The 18,933-nt window shown below is 69.0% G+C and carries 20 protein-coding genes; 10 read left to right on the top strand and 10 right to left on the bottom strand.

The annotated features are described in order from the left end of the window. Positions 1–224 precede the first annotated feature (224 nt). Positions 225–1,214 carry a GlxA family transcriptional regulator gene (locus OG352_RS28855; RefSeq protein ID WP_329220915.1) on the top strand — a complete coding sequence of 330 codons (990 nt, stop codon included), beginning with the start codon at positions 225–227 and terminating at the stop codon, positions 1,212–1,214. Here OG352_RS28855 and def read toward each other — a convergent pair. The 9 genes from def to OG352_RS28810 form a co-directional block, all read right to left on the bottom strand. Further along, positions 1,190–1,840 carry a peptide deformylase gene (gene def, locus OG352_RS28850; protein ID WP_329224004.1) on the bottom strand — a complete coding sequence of 217 codons (651 nt, stop codon included), beginning with the start codon at positions 1,838–1,840 and terminating at the stop codon, positions 1,190–1,192. The genes OG352_RS28855 and def overlap by 25 nt on opposite strands. Before the next feature lie 123 nt (positions 1,841–1,963). Continuing rightward, positions 1,964–2,944 carry a tetratricopeptide repeat protein gene (locus tag OG352_RS28845; protein ID WP_329220913.1) on the bottom strand — a complete coding sequence of 327 codons (981 nt, stop codon included), beginning with the start codon at positions 2,942–2,944 and terminating at the stop codon, positions 1,964–1,966. Between the two features lie 105 nt (positions 2,945–3,049). After that, entirely contained in the window at positions 3,050–4,288 is a 1,239-nt protein-coding gene (locus tag OG352_RS28840) for an HD-GYP domain-containing protein (protein ID WP_329220912.1), read from the bottom strand. Next, the gene (locus OG352_RS28835; protein WP_329220911.1) at positions 4,285–5,610 is read right to left on the bottom strand and encodes an HD-GYP domain-containing protein; all 1,326 of its coding nucleotides are present in this window, start codon (positions 5,608–5,610) and stop codon (positions 4,285–4,287) included. The genes OG352_RS28840 and OG352_RS28835 overlap by 4 nt, the downstream gene beginning before the upstream one ends. 141 nt (positions 5,611–5,751) lie before the next feature. Beyond that, positions 5,752–6,054, bottom strand: coding sequence for a mycothiol system anti-sigma-R factor (gene rsrA / locus OG352_RS28830; protein WP_093780851.1), 303 nt, complete (start codon positions 6,052–6,054; stop codon positions 5,752–5,754). Continuing rightward, positions 6,051–6,758, bottom strand: coding sequence for a sigma-70 family RNA polymerase sigma factor (locus OG352_RS28825; protein WP_329220909.1), 708 nt, complete (start codon positions 6,756–6,758; stop codon positions 6,051–6,053). Before OG352_RS28825 ends, rsrA begins: the two co-directional genes overlap by 4 nt. Positions 6,759–7,099: 341 nt before the next feature. Next, positions 7,100–7,735: an alpha/beta hydrolase family protein gene (locus OG352_RS28820; protein WP_329220907.1), complete on the bottom strand. Its 636-nt coding sequence runs from the start codon at positions 7,733–7,735 to the stop codon at positions 7,100–7,102. Position 7,736: 1 nt separating this feature from the next. Continuing rightward, the gene (locus OG352_RS28815; protein ID WP_329220905.1) at positions 7,737–8,561 is read right to left on the bottom strand and encodes an SOS response-associated peptidase; all 825 of its coding nucleotides are present in this window, start codon (positions 8,559–8,561) and stop codon (positions 7,737–7,739) included. A 56-nt stretch (positions 8,562–8,617) separates the two neighbouring features. Further along, the gene (locus OG352_RS28810; protein ID WP_329220904.1) at positions 8,618–8,914 is read right to left on the bottom strand and encodes a tyrosine-type recombinase/integrase; all 297 of its coding nucleotides are present in this window, start codon (positions 8,912–8,914) and stop codon (positions 8,618–8,620) included. A gap of 21 nt (positions 8,915–8,935) precedes the next feature. On the opposite strand from OG352_RS28810, the gene OG352_RS28805 reads away from it, so the two are divergent. Continuing rightward, the gene (locus OG352_RS28805; RefSeq protein WP_329220902.1) at positions 8,936–9,130 is read left to right on the top strand and encodes an IS3 family transposase; all 195 of its coding nucleotides are present in this window, start codon (positions 8,936–8,938) and stop codon (positions 9,128–9,130) included. A gap of 373 nt (positions 9,131–9,503) precedes the next feature. Beyond that, positions 9,504–12,488, top strand: a complete 2,985-nt coding sequence (locus OG352_RS28800) for an AfsR/SARP family transcriptional regulator (protein WP_329220901.1) — start codon at positions 9,504–9,506, stop codon at positions 12,486–12,488. 22 nt (positions 12,489–12,510) lie between these two features. Here OG352_RS28800 and OG352_RS28795 read toward each other — a convergent pair whose 3' ends face one another. Further along, positions 12,511–12,645 (bottom strand): hypothetical protein, encoded by a 135-nt coding sequence (locus OG352_RS28795; RefSeq protein ID WP_329220900.1) that lies wholly within the window; start codon positions 12,643–12,645, stop codon positions 12,511–12,513. Positions 12,646–13,079: 434 nt separating this feature from the next. Between OG352_RS28795 and OG352_RS28790 the strand changes: the two genes are divergently transcribed. The 7 genes from OG352_RS28790 (at position 13,080) to OG352_RS28760 (ending at position 18,902) form a co-directional block, all read left to right on the top strand. Continuing rightward, complete coding sequence (locus OG352_RS28790) at positions 13,080–13,862, top strand: class I SAM-dependent methyltransferase (RefSeq protein ID WP_329220899.1); 783 nt, start codon at positions 13,080–13,082, stop codon at positions 13,860–13,862. 13 nt (positions 13,863–13,875) lie between these two features. Further along, complete coding sequence (locus tag OG352_RS28785) at positions 13,876–14,589, top strand: 7-carboxy-7-deazaguanine synthase QueE (protein ID WP_329220897.1); 714 nt, start codon at positions 13,876–13,878, stop codon at positions 14,587–14,589. A gap of 37 nt (positions 14,590–14,626) precedes the next feature. Further along, complete coding sequence (locus OG352_RS28780) at positions 14,627–14,989, top strand: 6-pyruvoyl trahydropterin synthase family protein (RefSeq protein ID WP_329220896.1); 363 nt, start codon at positions 14,627–14,629, stop codon at positions 14,987–14,989. A 48-nt stretch (positions 14,990–15,037) separates the two neighbouring features. Further along, the gene (gene folE / locus OG352_RS28775; protein ID WP_329220895.1) at positions 15,038–15,628 is read left to right on the top strand and encodes a GTP cyclohydrolase I; all 591 of its coding nucleotides are present in this window, start codon (positions 15,038–15,040) and stop codon (positions 15,626–15,628) included. Between the two features lie 446 nt (positions 15,629–16,074). Then, positions 16,075–17,088, top strand: a complete 1,014-nt coding sequence (locus OG352_RS28770) for an aspartyl/asparaginyl beta-hydroxylase domain-containing protein (RefSeq protein ID WP_329220894.1) — start codon at positions 16,075–16,077, stop codon at positions 17,086–17,088. A 102-nt stretch (positions 17,089–17,190) separates the two neighbouring features. After that, entirely contained in the window at positions 17,191–17,880 is a 690-nt protein-coding gene (queC, locus tag OG352_RS28765) for a 7-cyano-7-deazaguanine synthase QueC (RefSeq protein ID WP_329220893.1), read from the top strand. Continuing rightward, positions 17,877–18,902 (top strand): isopenicillin N synthase family dioxygenase, encoded by a 1,026-nt coding sequence (locus OG352_RS28760; RefSeq protein WP_329220891.1) that lies wholly within the window; start codon positions 17,877–17,879, stop codon positions 18,900–18,902. Before queC ends, OG352_RS28760 begins: the two co-directional genes overlap by 4 nt. The last annotated feature ends 31 nt before the right edge of the window (positions 18,903–18,933 follow it).

The following is an 18,933-nucleotide window of genomic DNA, read 5'->3' as shown; positions in this document are numbered from 1 at the left end:
CTGGGTCCGAGCGGCCTTCGACGCCGCTAGCTGACGGTCGATCCGGCGCTCGTGGAGATGTCCCACGAGCGCCGGAGCCGTGAGGAGGAGGAAGAGGGCCAGGGCGGTCAGGTATCCGATGAGTGCGTTCATGAGGTAAGCGTCGTACGCGCCGGACACTCCTGACAGTGGCAGGACTGCCGTACACCTTCAAATTACTGCCACTCTTCAGGCACACTGGCACCATGCTGCAAAACGTGGTCGCGGTCCTGCTGGACGGTGTGCACCCCTTCGAGCTGGGCGTCGTCTGCGAGGTCTTCGGGATCGACCGCAGCGACGAGGGGCTGCCGGTCTACGACTTCGCCGTCGCCTCGGCGGAGGGGCCGACGCTGACCACGCACGCCGGCTTCTCCCTGAGCACGCGGCACGGGCTGGAGCGGCTGGAGAGCGCCGACCTGATCGCCGTACCGGCCGGGGACACGTACGGGAAGCGGGATTTCCCGCCGGAGCTGCTCGACGCGCTGCGCCGGGCCGTGGACCGGGGGACGCGGGTGCTCAGCGTCTGTTCCGGGGTGTTCGTGCTGGGCGCGGCGGGGCTGCTGGACGGGCGGCGGTGCGCGGTGCACTGGCGGCACGCCGAGCAGTTGGCCCGGCAGTATCCGGGCACGACCGTCGAGCCGGACGTGCTCTACGTCGACGAGGACCCGGTGATCACCTCGGCCGGCACGGCCGCCGGGATCGACGCCTGCCTGCACCTGGTCCGCAAGGAGCAGGGTCCCGAGATCGCCAACCGGATCGCCCGGCGGATGGTGGTGCCGCCGCACCGGGACGGCGGCCAGGCCCAGTACATCGAACGGCCGCTGCCCCGCTCGCGCTGCGACACCGTCGGCGACGTGCTCGCGTGGATGGAGCAGCACCTCGACCAGGAGGTCACGGTCGAGCAGCTCGCCGAACGCGCCCACATGTCCCCGCGCACCTTCGCCCGCCGCTTCCAGCAGGAGACGGGCACCACGCCCTACCGCTGGCTGCTGCGCCAACGGGTGCTGCTGGCACAGCAGTTGCTGGAGGCGACGGACGAGACGGTGGACGCGATCGCCTGGCGGGCCGGCTTCGGCACGGCGGGCGCGCTGCGCCACCAGTTCGTGACCGCGCTGGGGACGACCCCGAACGCCTACCGCCGCACGTTCCGCGGCCCGGGTGCGGGTAAGGCTCAGTCGTTGGCGACGACGGCGTAGCGGGGCTCGTTCTCGGCCATCTGCCGCAGGGCGTCCTTGCGTTCGCGCTTGGACAGCCGGTCGATGTAGAGGTAGCCGTACAGGTGGTCGGTCTCGTGCTGAAGGCACCGGGCGAAGTAGCCGGTGCCGCGCACCTTGATCGGGTTGCCCTGCTCGTCCTGCCCGGTCACCTCGGCGTAGTCGGGGCGGGCGAGCGCCGCGTAGGCGGTGGGCACCGACAGGCAGCCCTCGTTGCTGTCGTCCAACCGGCGCCTGTCGGCGGGGAGTTCGACGAGCCTGGGGTTGCAGACGACGCCGGTGTGCCGGGCGCCCTCGTCGTCGGGGCAGTCGTAGACGAAGACCTTCAGGTCGACGCCGATCTGGTTGGCGGCCAGGCCGACGCCCTCGGCGGTGTGCTGCGAGGCGAACATGTCCGCGACGAGCTGCCGCAGCTCCTCGCCGAACTCGGTGACGTCCTTGCACTCCTTGTGCAGCACCGGGTTCCCGACGACGGTGATCGGCCGCGCGGCCCCGGCCGTACGCCAGGCCAGCTCACGCGCCTCCGTCTCCTCGGTGTCGATGACGAAGCCCTCGTCGTCCACGGGAAGCACGCCCACGTGCTGCTGATCGGTGTCCTGCTGCGCCATGCCGACGATGCCTTCCTGCAACCTTGAGAATTTCTGCGAGTACAGCCTACGGGGGCCGCGCCCCCGTCAGGGGCGCGGGGAACTGCGCGACCAGCCACGACGGCGCCGCAGCGACCCACCGGTCTAACAGACCTCTTCGAGATCCCGCCAGTCACGGGAATCAGGGCTGTCCGCAACCCACCCGTCCAGCAACCCCCTCACCAGCGAAGCCGGCGCAGCCACCCCGCACTCCCGCTCAGGCACCCACAACTGCCCGTCGGTCCGATGCCCGAGCGGCCCGGGGTGTCCCGGCTCACTGTGATCGTGCGGGTCGAGATGCTCGCCGTCCCCCTCGTCGGACGGCATCCGCGACTCCGAGCACATCCGGCACAGCAGCCGCACCGAGGACGACCAGTCCTCCGCCGCGAACCCCGCGTCGGCCGCCAGTTGCTCCAGCGCGTCCCGGTCCGCCTCGCCGGCCGCCTCCAGGAGGACCACCCAGGTCGGCACGGGCGACGGCGCCCACAGCTCGATCTCGTCGAAGACCGGGTAGGAGTGGCCGGAGGAGGTGGTCCGCTCGCCGTGGGGCACCCCGTCGTGCAGCACGACCTCGCCCCAGCGCCGCCCGGAGGAGGGCAGCGGGATCGACAGCACCTCCATGCGGGCGGGGTCCAGCCGGCGCCCCCACACCACCTCGGCCTCGCCCTCGGGCGACAGCCGGACGGCCGCGCTGCCCAGCTCCATGCCGACGGGCTCGCCCGCGCCCGTGGCGTCGCCGGGCACGTGCAGCCCGTACGCCTGCCAGGCGCGGCGGGCCAGCGGCCAGTCCTGGAGTGCGGTGGCGGCGATGCCGACGTTCCACCAGTCGGGCGCCCCGGTCTCGCGGTCGAGGAGGGTGACGGCGCGCAGACCGGCGGTGCGGGCCTGTTCCCAGTCGTGGCGGAACTTGTGCAGCAGGGCGAGGTTGAACCAGGACTCGGACAGCCAGGGTTCCAGGTCGGCGGCACGTGTCAGCAGCGCGCCCGCGTCCTCGTACCGCCCGTCGCCGATCAGCGTGAACGCGCGGTCGGTGGCCTGCCGCCAGGAGGCGGAGGGCCGGTGCCGTCCCTTGCCGAAGATCCTCACGATTCCCGCCTGCCAGTTCCGTTCTGTGGGCTGGCCAGTGCCCCCGGACACTCTCTCCCTCGCATCCAACCACGTGTGGCCGGAGGGCCGCTCATTACCCATGGGTTACCCACCCGCGGACAAGGTCAGACAACTCCTCGACAGCACCCTGGCCAGCGCCTCCACCACTTCCGGCGCGTACTCCCCGCCGGTACCGAGGCGCAGCTCCTCCAGGGCCGTGAGGGGTCCGCCGGGGCCCGCGCCCTGCACCTTCTCCTCGTACGCGTTCACCACCCGGACTATGCGGGCGGCCACCGGTTGCTCCGGGTAGGGGTCGGCCTGCCGCTCGACGACCGCCGCGACCTGGGCGCCCGCCCCGGTCTGCCGGACGACGGCCCCGCCGAGCAGCGCGATCCGCCGCTGCTCCGCCGCCGGCAGGCCGGCGGTGGCGCCGGCCGGGACCGGGTCGACGAGGCTGAGCTGCCCGATGTCGTGCATGAGGGCCGCGTACTCCAGGACGGCCCGCTCGGCCTCCGGCAGCCCGAGGTCGCGGCCCACGGCCTGGCTGAGGGCGGCGACCCGGCGGGCGTGCCCGGCCGGGGTGTAGCCGGCGATCTCGGTGGCGCGGGCCAGCGAGGCGATGGTCTGCCGGTAGGTGGCGCGGACGGCCGCGTACCGGCGCAGGGACAGCTGGGTGAGCAGCAGCGGCACCGAGAACACGGGCAGCGCCCACAGGCCGACGACGGCCACCGCGAGCGCCATCACCGCGCCCGTCGCGCACACCGCCGACCCGATCCCGGGCACCGCCCGCAGCTCGTCCCGCAGCAGCGGGGCGAACGGCCAGCCGGTGCGGGAGTGGGCGAGGGCGGCGGCGACCACGGCGTCGCACAGGACGGTCAGGACGAGCAGCGCGAGCAGCAGCAGCGCGTAGGCGGGGCCGCTCCAGCCGTCGAAGACGCCGTGGTTGTAGAGGGGCTGGAAGCAGACGGCGGCGAACCCGACGGCCAGCACCCGGCGGACCAGGTGGTCGAGGACGGGCCCCTGCCCGCGCGCCAGATGCGGCACGCTGCCCAGCAGGGAGGCGGCGACCATCACCGACACGACCTGCGCGACCCCGTGGTGCGTGGGGTGCCCGGCGTGCTCGCCGACCAGCGCGTAGGCCAGTGACCCGGCGGCGCCGAGCGGCGCGGCCTCGCGCAGCCCGGGCCCGCTCCACCGGGTCAGCTCGCCGACGGCGACGAGGATCCCGAAGGCGAGCGCGACGGGGCGTTCCTCGACGCCCGTCGTGAACGTGACGAGGAGGGAGCCGGTGACGAGGAGGGCGGCGACGGTGCAGAGGGCGGCGAGCGTGCGGCGGAAGGTCATCGGCGGGCCTCGGACCGGTCGTCGGGGGCCTGGGCGGGCGAGGGCACGGTGGGCCGGGGCTCCTCGGCGGTCACGAGCGGATGCCAGCCGTCGCGCCCGATGACCCGGGTCAGCGCCGTGACCATCCGGGGGTCGAAGTGGGTGCCCGCGCACCGCCGCAGCTCCTCCAGCGCCACGCTCACCGGCCGGGCCCTGCTGTAGGACCGGGTGGACGTCATGGCGTCGAAGGCGTCCGCGACGGCGACCACCCGGGCCGGCTCCGGGATCTGACCGCCCAGCAGGCCGTACGGGTAGCCGGTGCCGTCGATGCGTTCGTGGTGGTGGAGGATCGCCGAGCGGGCCTCGCCGAGGAAGGAGATGCCCCGGGTGATCTCGTGCCCGTACTCGGGGTGCAGCTCGATCACCCGCCGTTCCTCGGGCGTCAGCGGCCCGTCCTTGCGCAACAGGCGGGTGGGGACGCCGAGTTTGCCGACGTCGTGCAGGATCCCGGCGAAGCGGAGCACCTCGATCCGCTCTTCGTCCATGCCCAGTTCGCGGCCGATCATCATCGAGGCCTGGCCGACGCGTTCGCTGTGCCCGCGCGTGTAGCCGTCCTTGATGTCGACGGCCTGCACCAGGGCGCGGATCGTCGCCTGGTGGGCGGCGCGCTCCCGGTGGTACTGCGCGAACACCCACCACGACACGGCCATCGGGAACAGCACGAGCAGCGCGGCGACCGGCCCGTAGGGGCTGCGCCACAGCACGGCCATCATCAGCCCGGCGAGCCCGTGCACGGCGAGGGGGGCGAGGGAGCGCAGGAACAGTCCCCGGCAGGCCCGGCGCAGCGGCTGCCCCTCGGCGAGGGCGAGCATCCCGCCGTCGAGGAGGGCGAGCGCGGCGCAGAACACCAGCACGGCCGCGCCGGCCGGCAGCAGCGCGTACGGGAAGTCGGAGCCGGTCACGGCGTCCCGCCCGCCGAGCGCCCCGTGCGTGTGGGCCGCGGCCCACACGGCGAGCGAGGACTGCGCGGCCCGCCAGAGACGGCGCAGCAGAAAGGGGCGCTGCTCGACGTGCGAGAACAGCGCCCCGGGCAGCGGGACGAGGGCGGCGGCGGCCGGCGCGAGCAGGAAGGCCCCGGCGAGCAGCACGGGGTGGAGGGTGCCGGCGAACCTGCGCCGCGCGATCTGCTCGCCGCCTGCGTACAGGGCGGCGAGCAGGGCGACGGCCCACCAGGGGGTGCGTACACCGGGGAGGGACGGGACGGCCGTCGGGGCCAGGCAGAGGAGGGCGGCGAGGGCGACACAGGCGACGTACGCGCGCGCCGGCGCCGCGATGCCCTCCATGACGCCTCCCCCAGCCGTGCCTGTCGCAGGCGCCGTGCCTGTCCAGGCCCTGGAGCCTAGGACGGCCGGGGTGGGTCCGCAGGCGTATCACCCGCGGATTAGCACATTCGGGTGACTACGGCGGGGTCAGGAGGACCGGGGTCAGGACTCCTGCGGCGTGACGGTCACGTCGTGGTCGGGGACGGCCTGGCCGGACCGGATCAGGTCGAGCCGGCCGAGCACCTTGGCGCGCAGGTCGCTCGGCACGTCGTCATGCCCGCAGCACCGCTTGACCAGCTTCTTCACGGCCTCCTCCAGCCCGTACTTCTCCAGGCAGGGGGAGCATTCCTCGAAGTGGTGCTGGAACTTGTCCCGGTCGAGAGGGGGCATCTCGCTGTCGAGATACTCGTACAGGTGGTCGAGGACCTCACTGCAGTCCGTCTCGTGCGGATCTCCGCAGCTCATGAGCCCGAACCCTTCGCTTCGTTCGACTCTCCGGCACCGGCCGGGACCAGCCCGCGCTCACGGGCGTAGTCCTCGAGCATGCCGCGCAGTTGACGGCGGCCCCGGTGCAGCCGGGACATCACCGTGCCGATGGGTGTCCCCATGATGTCCGCGATCTCCTTGTACGCAAAGCCCTCGACGTCCGCGAGGTACACGGCGATGCGGAACTCCTCGGGGATCGCCTGCAGCGCCGACTTCACGTCCGAGTCGGGCAGGTGGTCCAGCGCCTGCGACTCGGCGGAGCGCAGACCTGTGGACATGTGCGACTCGGCGCGCGCCAACTGCCAGTCCTCGATCTCCTCGGCCGCGGAGCGCTGGGGTTCGCGCTGCTTCTTGCGGTACGAGTTGATGAAGGTGTTGGTGAGGATCCGGTACAGCCAGGCCTTCAGGTTGGTGCCCGCACGGAACTGGTGGAAGGACGCGTACGCCTTCGCGTAGGTCTCCTGCACCAGGTCCTCGGCGTCGGCCGGGTTGCGCGTCATGCGCAGCGCGGCCGAGTACATCTGGTCGAGGTACTCGAGCGCGTCCCGCTCGAAGCGCGCGCTGCGCTCGGCGGTGGACTCGGTGTTCGTCTCCGTGCCCGTCTCCCCGCTCGTGCCCTGGCCCTCGGGCAGCTCCGCCTGGCCGTTGTCGGTCCCTGCGTCGGTACCGGTGACCGGACCCACCTCCTCAAGATCGCGGGCAGAACCGAAACCGATCCCACTCGAATCGGAGGATAGACGACTACCCGTGCCGGCCGCCGCTCGAACAGGGGCGGTCCTGGCCGCGGGCAGGACCGTCCAGTCCAGCTCAGCGCGGCTGTTGCGGCCCGGGCAGATGGTCGAACCCATGCGGCGGACTTCCTCTCCCACTGATCTCACTGATCTCACTGATCTCACTGATCTCACTGATCTCACTGATCTCACAGATCTCGCTGATCCCACCGGCATCGACGCCGGTCGTTCAGCACTTCTGTCCGCCTCAACAGCGAGCCGCCTTTCCGCATTCCCCGCTCTTACCCGCGCTCTTACCCGAGTGACGCGACCCACCGGACGACTTCGGCGGTGACGATCTCCAGCGCCCGCTCCCGCGTGATCGCGGCCCGCTTGGGCACGGCGAACCCGTGGTCGCCGTACGGCACTTCGCGGAGTTCGTACCCGCCCTCGGGGAACTCCCCGGGCTTCCCGAAGGGGTCGTTGCCGCCCTGGACGACGAGGGTGGGCACCCCCGCGCCGAGCAGTTCGGCGGCGCGGGACTTCTCGGGCCGCCCCGGCGGGTGCAGCGGGAAACTCAGCGCGAGCACCGCGTGGGCGCCGAGCTCGGTCGCCGTACGGCAGGCGACCCGCGCGCCCGCCGAGCGCCCGCCGGAGATCACCGGCAGGCCGGACCCGGCGACGGCCGGCCAGATCCCGCGCCAGCCGACGTCGAGGGTCTTCGGCGCGGTGGCGACCTTCTTCCCGGCCACCCGCCAGGGCTGCTCGACGAGGGCGACGCTCACCCCGTGCCCGGGCAGCACGGCGGCGAGGGCCTGAAGGTCCCGGGCCTCGATGCCACCACCAGCCCCATGACCGACGGCGAGGACGAGCCTCGGCTTCGCGGCGCGGTGCCAGGTGAGACGGGCGGTACCGGCGTCGGTCTCGACCTCGACTGTTTTGGTGCTCACGTCAGAAGAGTGTGCCCTCCTCGGGCCCCTCCAGCTCCGTCAGCAGCTCCGGGCCGTTGTTGCGGACGTTGCTGACGGCCGAGGACACCGGGTAGGCGCGCATCAGCCCGGCCGGCGGGGGTTCGAGCAGCGACCGCAGGTCCTCGGCGTCCGTGCGCGCCGGGTCGAGCCAGGCGTCCCAGTGGTCCGGGGTGAGCATCAGCGGCATCCGGGGGTGGATGTCGGCCAGGGCGTGCGGGCCGTCGGCGGGGGCCACGGCGAGCGGGGAGGTCTCCGCCTCAGTGGTGATCACCGAGCAGGTCACCCACCAGCCCTGCGGATGGTCGTCGGGCAGGGTGCGGTCCCGCCAGAACTCGTACAGCCCGGCCATCGCGAAGACCGAACCGTCGGCCGGGAGCACGAAGTAGGGCTGCTTGCGCGGCCGCTTCTTCCTCCCCTCGACCTCCAGCTCCCGTTCGTCCTTGCCGGTGACCCACTCGTAGTAGCCGTCGGCGGGCAGGATGCAGCGCCGGGCGGCGAAGGCACGGCGGTACGAGGGCTTCTCGTGCACGGTCTCGGCGCGCGCGTTGATCATCCGGGCGCCGCCCTCGGGAGTCTTCGCCCAGGAGGGCACGAGCCCCCACTTCAGCTTGCGCAACTGCCGAACCGGGCGCTTGTCCGCGGCGTCTTTCAACGGACGGTCGAGAACGGCGTACACCTCCTTGGTGGGCGCCACGTTGAAGTCGGGCGCCCAGGCCTCTTCGGGCTCCTCGGGCTCCCACTTCTCGATCTCAAAGACCCCTGCGAGATCCTCGGGCCTGCGACTCGCTGCATACCGTCCGCACATCTCAAACAACCCCTCCGACCTGCGAAAACGTCAGCCCATGGGGCCCGAGTCAGCACCTAGTCAGCACGGTGCTGGTTCAGCGCCTCGTTCATCACCTCGACGGCCCGACTGGTGGAGTCCGGGGTGAGGTGTGCGTACGTGTCCGCCGTCTCCTTGATGCTGCCGTGGCCGAGCCATCTGGATACATCCAACAGTGGCAGACCCTTGCTGAGAGCGGTCGTCGCGAACCAGTGGCGAAGATCATGGGGCGACCACTCGTAACCCAGGGTCTTGACCACCTTACGGAACTGGGTGGAGTAGTCCGAGGTAACGCGGCACGGAACAGGAACCTCTTGGCCGGCGCGATATTTCACTCCGACCGCGGAAGCAACTACATGTCAGCCGAGTTCGGGAAGACGCTCGACCGGTTCGGGCTCCGCAGATCTTCCGGCCGCACCGGGATCTGTTTCGACAACGCCATGGCCGAATCGTTCTTCGGCGCCCTGAAGAACGAGCGCGTATCAAGGGTGACTTACCTGACCCGCGAAGCCGCCCGGCAGGATATCACTCGCTACATCGAATTCTGGTAAAATCGCAAACGCCTCCACTCGGCGGTGGGTTACCGCCCTCCGCGCGAAGTCCACGCCGAGTACGAGAAGTTGCGAATCGCCGCGTGAAATAAACGGTCAGAAGCCTGTCCGGAAAACGCGAGGCCCCTCAGAACACCGGCACCACACCGCTGAACTCACGCTCGCCGCGTGATCAATAACCGCGTGCCCACCTTCACCGGGGAAGGCGCATGTACCATGAACGTGCCCCTGAGGACCACCACGGCGCATCGCCCGCCAAGCGGTCTCGAGACATCCGTGATCAGCCATGGAACCTTTCGCGTCAGGTACGCATCTAGCCGATGCAGGCAGCACTTACATTGGCCAATGGTTGCGGCTGAGTAGTCAGGCCAGCATGATTTCCGCTGCCCGACCGCGCGAGCCGGACCAGATCTGGCAGCTACCACAGAAACAGGATGTGCGCATGGCAGCCTCGGCAGGCTACGACGGAACTGGCGTGGCGGCGGCTCCTTTCCTGGTGCTCGGGCCGCTTGAGGTGAGCGGCGAGCTCGGGGCCGTTTACGTGGCACCGGGGCGCCAGGAGATCATCCTCGGGGCTCTGGTGCTCGAACTGAACCGGCTGGTGGAGACCACGTATCTCGTGGATGTCATCTGGGCTCACGATCCGCCGAAGACCGCACGCGCCCAGGTGCAGATCTGCGTCTCCCGGCTCCGCAAGGCGCTGGCGGACGGGGGAGTCGACGCCACCATCGAGACCCGCGCTCGCGGGTACATCCTGAGGGCGCCCGAGGATGCGACCGACGTCGGCAACTTCCGGCGCCTGGTGACACAGGCGCATGCCCTGGCCCGTGATGGTCTGAAGGCGCCCGCAGTGGACTTGTTCCGCTCGGCGACAGGTCTGTGGCGGGGCCGGTGCCTGGCCGGTGTACCCAGCGAAGTCCTGGCCGGTACGGCAGCGCAACTGGACGAGAGCCGCCTGGACGCTGTGGAGACCTGCATGCGGCTGGAGCTGGAGCTGGACCGTTACAAGCACCTGGTCGGCGAACTGCAGCAGCTTGTCGCCAACCATCCGCTGCGCGAGCGGCTGCGGGGGCACCTCATGGTGGCGTTGTACCGCTCGGGCCGGCAGGCGGAGGCGCTGGACATCTACCACCAGGGCCGCGTGATGCTCACCGAAGAACTGGGCCTGGACCCGGGAAGGGAACTACGCGACCTCGCGCAAGCGATCCTGACCGACGACGCCGACCAGGCACTGGCTGAACCGGCCGAACCGCATTCTCTCGTGGCGACGCCCCTCTTTGAGGCGGCGCAAAAGCGTGGTGCCGATCCCGGCCTGTGCGTAACCCCAAGGCAACTTCCCGCCGACATCGGCGACTTCGTAGCCGACGACACGACCGTTTCAGCGGTCTGCGACGCCGTCACCGAGGGACAGGAAAAGGGGCAACTGAAAGTGGTCCTGATGCTTGGCGGACCCGGTGTCGGCAAGAGCACGTTGGCCAGGCACGTGGGGCACCGACTCGCAACCGAGTACTTCCCGGACGGACAGCTCTACTGCGAGCTCCGAGGGCCGGGCGGACAACCCGTGGGCCCCGCCCAGGCGTTGGAGCGGTTCCTCCGGGCGCTGGGCGTACCGGGCCAGGCCATACCCGATGCGCTCGACGAGCGCGCGGAGATGTACCGCAGCCTGCTGGCCGATCGCCGGATCCTGGTGTTGCTGGACGACGCGGTGAGCGAGTCACAGGTGATGCCGCTGCTGCCCGGAACCGGCAGCAGCGGTGTGCTGGTCACCAGCCGCGGCCAGCTCACGGCGCTGCCGGGCACCCGCCGGTTCGATGTGGAGCCGCTGAGCCCGGAACAGGCCGTCCAGCTCCTGGGGCAGATCATTGGAGAGCGCCGAGTGGAGCGCGAGCCGGAAGCGGCGCGGGCCCTCATATGCTTGGTGGGGGGGCTGCCCCTCGCGCTGCGTATCATCGCCGCGCGCCTGGCCGCGCGCCCGCACCGGTCACTGACCTCCTTGTGGCACCGGCTCCAGAACGAACACCGCCGGTTGGACGAGCTGGCATACGGCGAACTGTCGGTCCGGGCAAGTCTTTCGCTCAGCTACGACGCCCTGGCGGCAGCCGACCGCCGCCTGCTGTGCCTGATCAGCCTGGCCGAGGGGACGGAGATGCCGAGCTGGCTGGGGGCCGCCCTCCTCGACGACCGCACGGCGCACCCGGCTGACCTGCTGGAACCGCTCATCGACATGAGGCTCCTCGACATCGCCGCCATGAACGAGGGCGGACAGTTCCGATGCGGAATGTCGCAGCTCGTGCGGACGTTCGCGCACGAGCGGCTACAGGCGGAGATTTCCGCGGCAGAACGCGCCGGAGCAGTGCGGCGTATGGTCGGTGGCTGGATGGCGCTCGTGGAGAGGGCACACAAAGAGATCTACGGCGGTGCGTACACCATCGTGACGGGCCTGGCCGAACGGTGGTATCCGCCGGAGGACCATGTACAGCGGTGCCTGCGCGACCCGCTCGGGTGGCTGGAGAGCGAGCAGACCAACCTGGTGAACGCGGTCGAGTTGGCGGCCCGGTCCGGGCTGGACGAGTTGTGCTGGGAACTGGCCACGGCTCTGGTGACGCTCTTCGAGGCCCGTGGCTATCCCGAACTCTGGGAGCGCACCCATCAGATAGCGCTGACCGCGGTACAGGAGGCCGGCAACGAGCGGGGCCAGGCGGCGGTTCTCGGCTCGTTGGGGACCCTGCACCTGTACCGGGGCGAGCCTGAGGCAGCAGGCCTTTACCTCAGCACCGCTTTGGAGATCTTCGAGCGGATCGGGGAGCCGAGCGGTCAAGCACTGTGCCTGCGTGACCTGGCGCGCATCGAGCGGCACCACGGTGACGACGATCGGGCGCTGGCCCTCTACGAGAGCGCTGAGCGCTACTTCGCGCGGGCGCGGGACGTCATTGGCCGGGCGTACGTGCTTGGCGAGATGGCACACATCACGATGCGGCGAGCGGACTTCGTACGAACCCGTTCGTATCTCGACGAGGCTCTCGGGATCTGTCTGTCGGCCGGCTTCGTCCGGGGCCAGACCCTCGCACTGCGGCGGCTTGGCCAAATGCTGATGTACCAGCAGCAGTACGAGGCGGCGGAACGGACCCTGCTCGAGGTCCTCTCCATGGTCTGGGCGAGCGGCGACCTGGTCGGAGAGGGGTATGTGCTGCACGACCTCGGCCGGGTCAATGCCCACCTGCATCGCGTGGAACAGGCCGTCCAGTACTACTCGCAATCGGCGAGGATCCGGGAGCGGATCCTTGACCACAGCGGGGCCGCTGCCGTACGGGTTGACATCGTTGCCATCCTGTGCGGGCCGGTGACGTCGGTCGGCTGACACCAGGAGGCATGCTGGTCCGTCACGTCCACGGCGTGTTGTCGGCGGGCGGCGTCGCGGCAACCGGGCCCCGCTCCACGCCGTGCTGATTTCCTACAGCACCCAGGACCAGCACGACGACGACCCCCGCGGCAGCCAGCAACTTCTTGATGACCATCTCTCTTCTCCTTCGCTGGGGCGATCCGTCTCGCAACCCGTTTCGTAATCCGTCCGGCGTTGCTGAAACCAGTGTGGGCCAACTGCCTGCCACGGCCGCATGCTCGCGCTATCACCGCCCTATCCCAGCCCTGTCCCGCTGTGGATACGCCGTGATGCCGGGCCGATAGGGCGGCACCGGACATTGGGTCCTGCCGACCTTGGCCCCTTTCGGGGGGACAGCCCTCAAGGAGTTGTCCGAATGACCGTAGTGACCCGGCCCGCGGTGACGCCCACCGTGCTCGACCTCCCGCAAACCGAATCGCAGCGCAGCACAAAGACCCCCGCGACAACAGCGGTAGACCTTGTCAGGGAGTTCCCACGGAAGAGGAAGGGACCGGGGCGCACCCTCCAGGGCCTCTCCTTGAGCATGGCTCAGGGGAAGGTGCAGGGCCGATGACGATGGACGCGGAGTTCTACTCCCGGGTCGCCGAGCAGTTCGGCGGCTACCTCAGCGATGCGCGGAGCACCGACGTATTCGCCGACGGCCGCCCGGACGCCGCCTTCGATGAACTGGTGACTGCGCTGGGGGTGCCGGACGCCCGACTGGTGGATGTCGGCTGCGCCGATGGGCGTAGTTTGTTGCGCGTCTCTCGTGCGTACGGCGCCGCAATCGGGATGGATCTGTCGCCGTCGATGCTGGAATGCGCCGCGCGGTACCGAGCGCAGGCAGGTCAGCCGCACGTCACGTTCCATCTGTGCGATGCCGCCCGTACGGGGCTGCCCGACGGGTACGCCGATGTGGTCACTTCCCGCCGCGGTCCACTGTTCGCCCATGAGTTCGAGCGGGTGCTCCGCCCCGGTGGGTTCGTGGTGTACATGGGGATCGGGGAGCAGGACGCGCGCGAGCTGAAGGAAACGTTCGGTCGCGGCCAGGACTTCGGCAGCTGGAACGGCAGGCCCTTGTCGGAGGGGATCGCTCAAGAGCTGTCCGATGCGGGCTTCGTCGTGACAAGAAACCAGGCGTTCCGGTTCGAGGAGTTCTACCACTCGGCGGGCGATCTGGACACATTTCTGCACCAGGTGCCGATCGTCGACGACTACGACTCGGCGGCGGACAAGGAGGCATTCGATCGATATGTCGCCGCGGTGACCGTCGATCAGGGCGTCCGGCTGAGCCGGCACTGGTTCATCGTGCAGGCACAGAAGCCGGCGGCTGTAGAGCCGTCCCACTCATAGGAAACGGTGCGCCATGGAGCAGGATCTCGTAGTCAACGAAATCTTCGGTCCGACCGTCCAGGGCGAGGGTCGGTCCCTGGGACGCAGGTGCGCGTTCCTGCGACTCGGCGGGTGCAACCTGTCGTGCTCGTGGTGCGATACGCCCTACACGTGGGACTGGACCGGAGCCGGTGAGAGCGGGGTCGCCCACGATCCGCGCAAGGAGCTGCACCTCCGACCGGTCGCAGATGTTGTCGCAGAGTTGCTCGCATTCGACACCGAGCTGATCGTCATCTCCGGCGGTGAGCCCCTGGGTCAGCAGGAGCGACTGATTCCGCTGGTGGCAGCGCTGACCGGACGCGGTAGAGAGATCGAGATCGAGACCAACGGGACGCACGCCGCGCACCCTGAACTCATCGCCGCCGGCGTCAGGTTCAACGTCTCGCCGAAGCTGTCGCACTCGGGCGACGCCTTGAAGCGCAGGATCGTCCCTGCCGCACTCACCAGTCTCTCGGCACTGCCGGGAAGCACGTTCAAGTTCGTCTGCCAGAACACCCGCGATCTCGACGAGGTGGCCGAGCTGGTTGCCGCCTTCGATCTGGCCTCGGTGTGGATCATGCCGATCGGGCGTACCGCCGACGATGTCACAAAACACATGAGCGAGTTGGCCGACGCGGTGGTAAAGCGCGGCTGGAATCTGACGACCAGACTGCACACGTTGTTGTGGGACGACAAACGCGGCGTGTGATCAGCGGCACGCCCAAAGGAGAAGGGAACTCGGATCGATGTCATTTCGAATCACGAAGAAATTTGAATTCTCGGCCAGTCATCAGCTTGCTGGTCTTGCTCCTGAACATCAGTGTGCCCGCATGCACGGGCACAACTATGTGGTCGAGTTGGAGCTTGCAGCCGACGACAAGGATCTGTTGCCCGTAGGCTTCGTCCGAGACTACGGGGAGTTGTCCGCATTCAAGGTCTGGCTGGACAGCCACCTTGATCATCGGCATCTGAACGATGTGATGACCGGAAATCCGACGGCTGAGAACATGGCCGCCTGGGTCTACAAGACATGGTCGGCGGAATTTCCCGAGTTGACCTGCGTGCGTATATCGGAAACTCCCAAGACCTGGGCCGAGTACCGGCCGTGAGGTCAGTTACTCCGAAGCCCGGCCGAAGCCCAAACGAAAGGTGCCCGCATGTCGGTGACGGAATTGGACCTCGATGGTGACACGTCGGCTTCGACGACGACCGAGGATCCGCTGATCCCCCTCGCCCGCCAACTGCTGGTGGAGATCGGCGAGGACCCGAACCGCGACGGACTGCGCGACACACCTGCGCGGTTCGCTCGCTGGTGGCGAGAGTTCATCGACTATGACCCGGGTTCGCTGGGCACGCTGTTCGAGTCCACCGGCACGAATCAGCTCGTAGTCGTCTCGGACATTCAGGTCTGGTCGCTGTGCGAGCATCACCTCCTGCCGTTCAACTGCTCCGTGACGATCGCGTACCGCCCGACAGGGCAACTGCTCGGCCTGTCGAAGTTCGCCAGGGTCGCCCACCAGTACGCGCACAAGCTGCAGGTCCAGGAGCGCCTCGTGGACCAGATCGCGCTCGAGATCAGCAACCTGAGCGGGACCCCGGACGTCGCGGTCATAGCGAAGGGGGAGCACCTTTGCATGTCGATGCGCGGCATCAAGGCTGCCGCGCAGATGACATCGACCGCATATCGCGGGGAGTTCAGCACGGGCTCCGGGCTCCGGGCCGAGCTGTTCGACCTGCTCCGGACGTGACACGAGCCGTCCGACGCCGGAAGCGAAAGCAGTGAGCGATCCAGGTGACGCGGCGACGGGATCGCACGGCTCGGGAGCGCTGCAGGGCCGGCTGGTCGATCACGGACGACGGGTCTCGCGCTTGGCTGCTGCCTGGCCGGCTGATGCGCCGGTATGACGGGCGTGGTTCCGGCGGTGGTGGCGCATGTGCCGATCGTCGTCCTTCTCGGCACCGCGACGGTCGCCGGCCTGTGCTCTGGTGTCGGCCGACGCGCACGGCCGACGGCAACGCATTCCGGCTGGGTCGTACTGGATTCTTGCTGCGCTCTTGCTGTTCTGCTGCGCACTGGGTGCCTTGGAGATCGCGCTGCCCGTTCATGCGCAGACGCATGGTCCGGCGGCCCTGACAGCAATTGGCTGCATTCGGATCGGAGAGCTATGAACAGAGGCCGTTCTGTTCGACACACATGCGCCGGTCCGGTCGACATGAAAGGAAAACGATGATCGCAAATGGCTCTTCGACGCCTGCGGAAGCGGCTCGCCTCCTCCCCGACCTGGACGCCGACCGGCTGGTGGCCGACCTGATGACTGCGCGCAGCCATCTGTGGGACCAGCAGCGCGTGTACCGCGACGGGGTCGTGGTAAGGCAGGCTGAAGAGGACTGGCGCTGCCTCGCGGTGCGCAGCCCCGGCGGTGACAAGACACGTACCGACCCGGGCGGCCCCGGTGGTGAGGAGTTCGCCGACACCGAGTGGCTGGACCACATGCCGTACGTGCGCGAGATCCTGCGTTCGATTCCGGGACCCCTCTTCGCGGCCCGATTCATGGACCTTGGACCCGACACCGTCGGATACCCCCATTGCGACTCCAAGTTCGCCCCGGACTGGGGTATGGCCCGGTTGCACATCCCGGTCGTCACCGACGAGAAAGCCACACTGGTGCTTGACGGAGTGACCCATCAGTGGCAGCCCGGTGAGTTCTGGTTCGGTGACTTCAGCCGCATGCACCAGATCCAGAACCTCGGTACCGAGCACCGGGTCCATCTCGTCGTGGACGTGCTCGTCACACCGGAGCTTGCACAACTGTTCCCGGCTGACTGGGCCGACTACTTCAACGGCTCGGACGTGCTGTGCAACCGGCCGACCGTGGCCGAGACCGACGGAGAGCGGGAAGCCGCCCGGTGTTCGTTCGAGGCGCCGGCGCACCTGCTGGAAGTGGAGGAGCTCGGCTCGCTCACCGGCCCGCAGCCGCAGGCCGCCTTCAGCATCGTCGACACCGGAACGGGCCTTGCCATCCGATCTCCCCGAGACCACCTGTACCCGCTGGTGGCCCTCGGTGGACACGAGTACCGCTTGGTCGGTTGGAGCGAGGAGCGAACCGTGACTACGCGACTGGACGGCCGGCAGTCCGAGGTCGAGCTGACCTACCGCAAGGGCCACCGATCGACCCGGCTGCTCGTCCCGGCCACGCCGACGCCGTGACGGACGCCCGCGCGTCCGCCGCTGTGTCGGTGCACAGCACACCGCTGCCCTTGATCCTCAAGTACTGATCCTCCTCCATTTCAGTCTGTCGGAAGGCGACTCATGCCGAAAACCGTCGCAATCGTGTCCGGCGGCCTGGACTCGGTCACCATGGCCTACCACCTCCATGCGCAAGGACACACACTCAGCCTGCTGTCCGTGAACTACGGCCAGCGTCATCTCGTCGAGCACGAGTTCGCCGCGAAGGCGGCTCGATCGCTCGGGGTGCCGCACAACGTCGTCGATCTCAGTCCGGTCGGCAGGCTCCTGAGCGGCTCCTCGCTCACCGACCCGAGCGTCGACGTGCCGGATCACAAGAGTGGGTCGTCCGGCGGGAGCCCGAACGTCGTACCCAACCGCAATGCCCTTCTGCTGTCCGTCGCCTTCGCGGTCGCTGTCGCCGAGAAGGCGGAAGCGGTGGCCGTCGGGGTGGTCGACGATCTGCAGGCCGCGCCCGACAGCAATGCCGAGTTCATCGATTCCTTCCTCACCATGGAGAAGATCGCGACCCGCGGATACGCGCACCCCGATCTGACCCTGACAGCGCCGCTGGTCAAGCTGCGCAAGAGCGACGTGGTGTCGCTCGGCGAGGAACTCGGCGTCCCCTGGACCGAGACCTGGAGCTGCTTTCGTGGCGACGCGCTGCAATGCGGACGGTGCGCCGCCTGCAGCGAGCGGCAGGAGGCGTTCCGGGACGCCGGCGTGACCGACCCCACGATCTACCAGACCAGCGATTCGAAGGAGCTGCCATGACCGACCGCTTCCCCGTGCTCGACCTCCGTGACGTCGCCGGTTCGGAAGAAACCCGGGCTGAGTTCCTGAACCGGTTGCGCAAGGCCATCCACGAGGTCGGCTTCTTCCAGCTCGTCGGCCACGGTATCGAGGACGCCGATGACATGCTCGAGCTGGCCCGCCGGTTCTTCGCCCTGCCCGAGTCCGATCGGCTCGCGCTGAACATCCTCGACTCGCCGCTGTTCCGCGGCTACTCCGAGCTCGGCCGCGAACACACCAAGGGCATCCCCGACCAGCGCCAGCAACTGGACATCGGGCCGGAACAGACCGCGAGGACGTCCACGCCCGGCGAACCCGCCTACCGGTGCCTGATCGGCCCGAACGAGTGGCCCAAGGCGATGCCCGAGCTGCGCCCGGCCATCGAGTCATGGATCGACCGGCTGACCGATCTGTCACATCGGCTGCTGCGGCTGATGCTCGAGTCGCTCGACGCCCCGGCCGGGTTCCTGGACGACGTGGTCGACCCGGATCCGCAGATCCACCTCAAACTCCTGCACTACCCCGGTCCCACGCAGACGGACGAGGACGCGGACGCGGGCCAGGGGACCGGCATTCACAACGATCTCGGGCTGCTCACCCTGCTTGTCCAGGACGACAACGGCGGTCTCCAAGTCGCTGTCGAGGATGGCCGGTTCGCCGAGGTCCCGGTGATCCCGGGGGCGTTCGTGGTCAACCTGGGAGAGCTGCTGGAGGTGGCGACGAGGGGCTATGTGCGTGCCACCCTCCACCGGGTGGTCCGGCCCGCCCCGGGCGTCAACCGTTACTCCATTCCCTTCTTCTACAACCCCCGGCTGAACGCCACGATGCAGCCACTGCCCAGCCCATATGTCGAGGGCGCCGGCGGAGTCATCGACGACGCCGACAACCCACTGTTCGCCCTCTACGGCGACAACGTCATGAAGGGGCTGATCCGCTCCTTCCCCGACATCGTGGCCCGACACCACCCGACCCTGGCCGCGGCAGCCGAATCCAGGTTTTCCTGACACCGGGCGGCGACGCCTCCGCCCGGCCCGA

The sequence above is a fragment of the Streptomyces sp. NBC_01485 genome (assembly GCF_036227125.1).
Taxonomy (GTDB): domain Bacteria; phylum Actinomycetota; class Actinomycetes; order Streptomycetales; family Streptomycetaceae; genus Streptomyces.
Note: the sequence above shows the minus strand (reverse complement) of the source record. Positions and strands in the feature narration are given on the sequence as shown.

Excerpts from the sequence above, each read along its gene's own strand:
- OG352_RS28855 (WP_329220915.1), top strand. The coding sequence starts at position 225 with ATGCTGCAAAACGTGGTCGCGGTCCTGCTGGACGGTGTGCACCCCTTC.
- def (WP_329224004.1), bottom strand. The coding sequence starts at position 1,840 with ATGGCGCAGCAGGACACCGATCAGCAGCACGTGGGCGTGCTTCCCGTG.
- OG352_RS28840 (WP_329220912.1), bottom strand. The coding sequence starts at position 4,288 with ATGACCTTCCGCCGCACGCTCGCCGCCCTCTGCACCGTCGCCGCCCTC.
- OG352_RS28835 (WP_329220911.1), bottom strand. The coding sequence starts at position 5,610 with ATGGAGGGCATCGCGGCGCCGGCGCGCGCGTACGTCGCCTGTGTCGCC.
- rsrA (WP_093780851.1), bottom strand. The coding sequence starts at position 6,054 with ATGAGCTGCGGAGATCCGCACGAGACGGACTGCAGTGAGGTCCTCGAC.
- OG352_RS28815 (WP_329220905.1), bottom strand. The coding sequence starts at position 8,561 with ATGTGCGGACGGTATGCAGCGAGTCGCAGGCCCGAGGATCTCGCAGGG.
- OG352_RS28805 (WP_329220902.1), top strand. The coding sequence starts at position 8,936 with ATGTCAGCCGAGTTCGGGAAGACGCTCGACCGGTTCGGGCTCCGCAGA.
- OG352_RS28800 (WP_329220901.1), top strand. The coding sequence starts at position 9,504 with ATGATTTCCGCTGCCCGACCGCGCGAGCCGGACCAGATCTGGCAGCTA.
- OG352_RS28795 (WP_329220900.1), bottom strand. The coding sequence starts at position 12,645 with ATGGTCATCAAGAAGTTGCTGGCTGCCGCGGGGGTCGTCGTCGTGCTG.
- OG352_RS28790 (WP_329220899.1), top strand. The coding sequence starts at position 13,080 with ATGACGATGGACGCGGAGTTCTACTCCCGGGTCGCCGAGCAGTTCGGC.
- OG352_RS28785 (WP_329220897.1), top strand. The coding sequence starts at position 13,876 with ATGGAGCAGGATCTCGTAGTCAACGAAATCTTCGGTCCGACCGTCCAG.
- OG352_RS28780 (WP_329220896.1), top strand. The coding sequence starts at position 14,627 with ATGTCATTTCGAATCACGAAGAAATTTGAATTCTCGGCCAGTCATCAG.
- folE (WP_329220895.1), top strand. The coding sequence starts at position 15,038 with ATGTCGGTGACGGAATTGGACCTCGATGGTGACACGTCGGCTTCGACG.
- OG352_RS28770 (WP_329220894.1), top strand. The coding sequence starts at position 16,075 with ATGCGCCGGTCCGGTCGACATGAAAGGAAAACGATGATCGCAAATGGC.
- queC (WP_329220893.1), top strand. The coding sequence starts at position 17,191 with ATGCCGAAAACCGTCGCAATCGTGTCCGGCGGCCTGGACTCGGTCACC.
- OG352_RS28760 (WP_329220891.1), top strand. The coding sequence starts at position 17,877 with ATGACCGACCGCTTCCCCGTGCTCGACCTCCGTGACGTCGCCGGTTCG.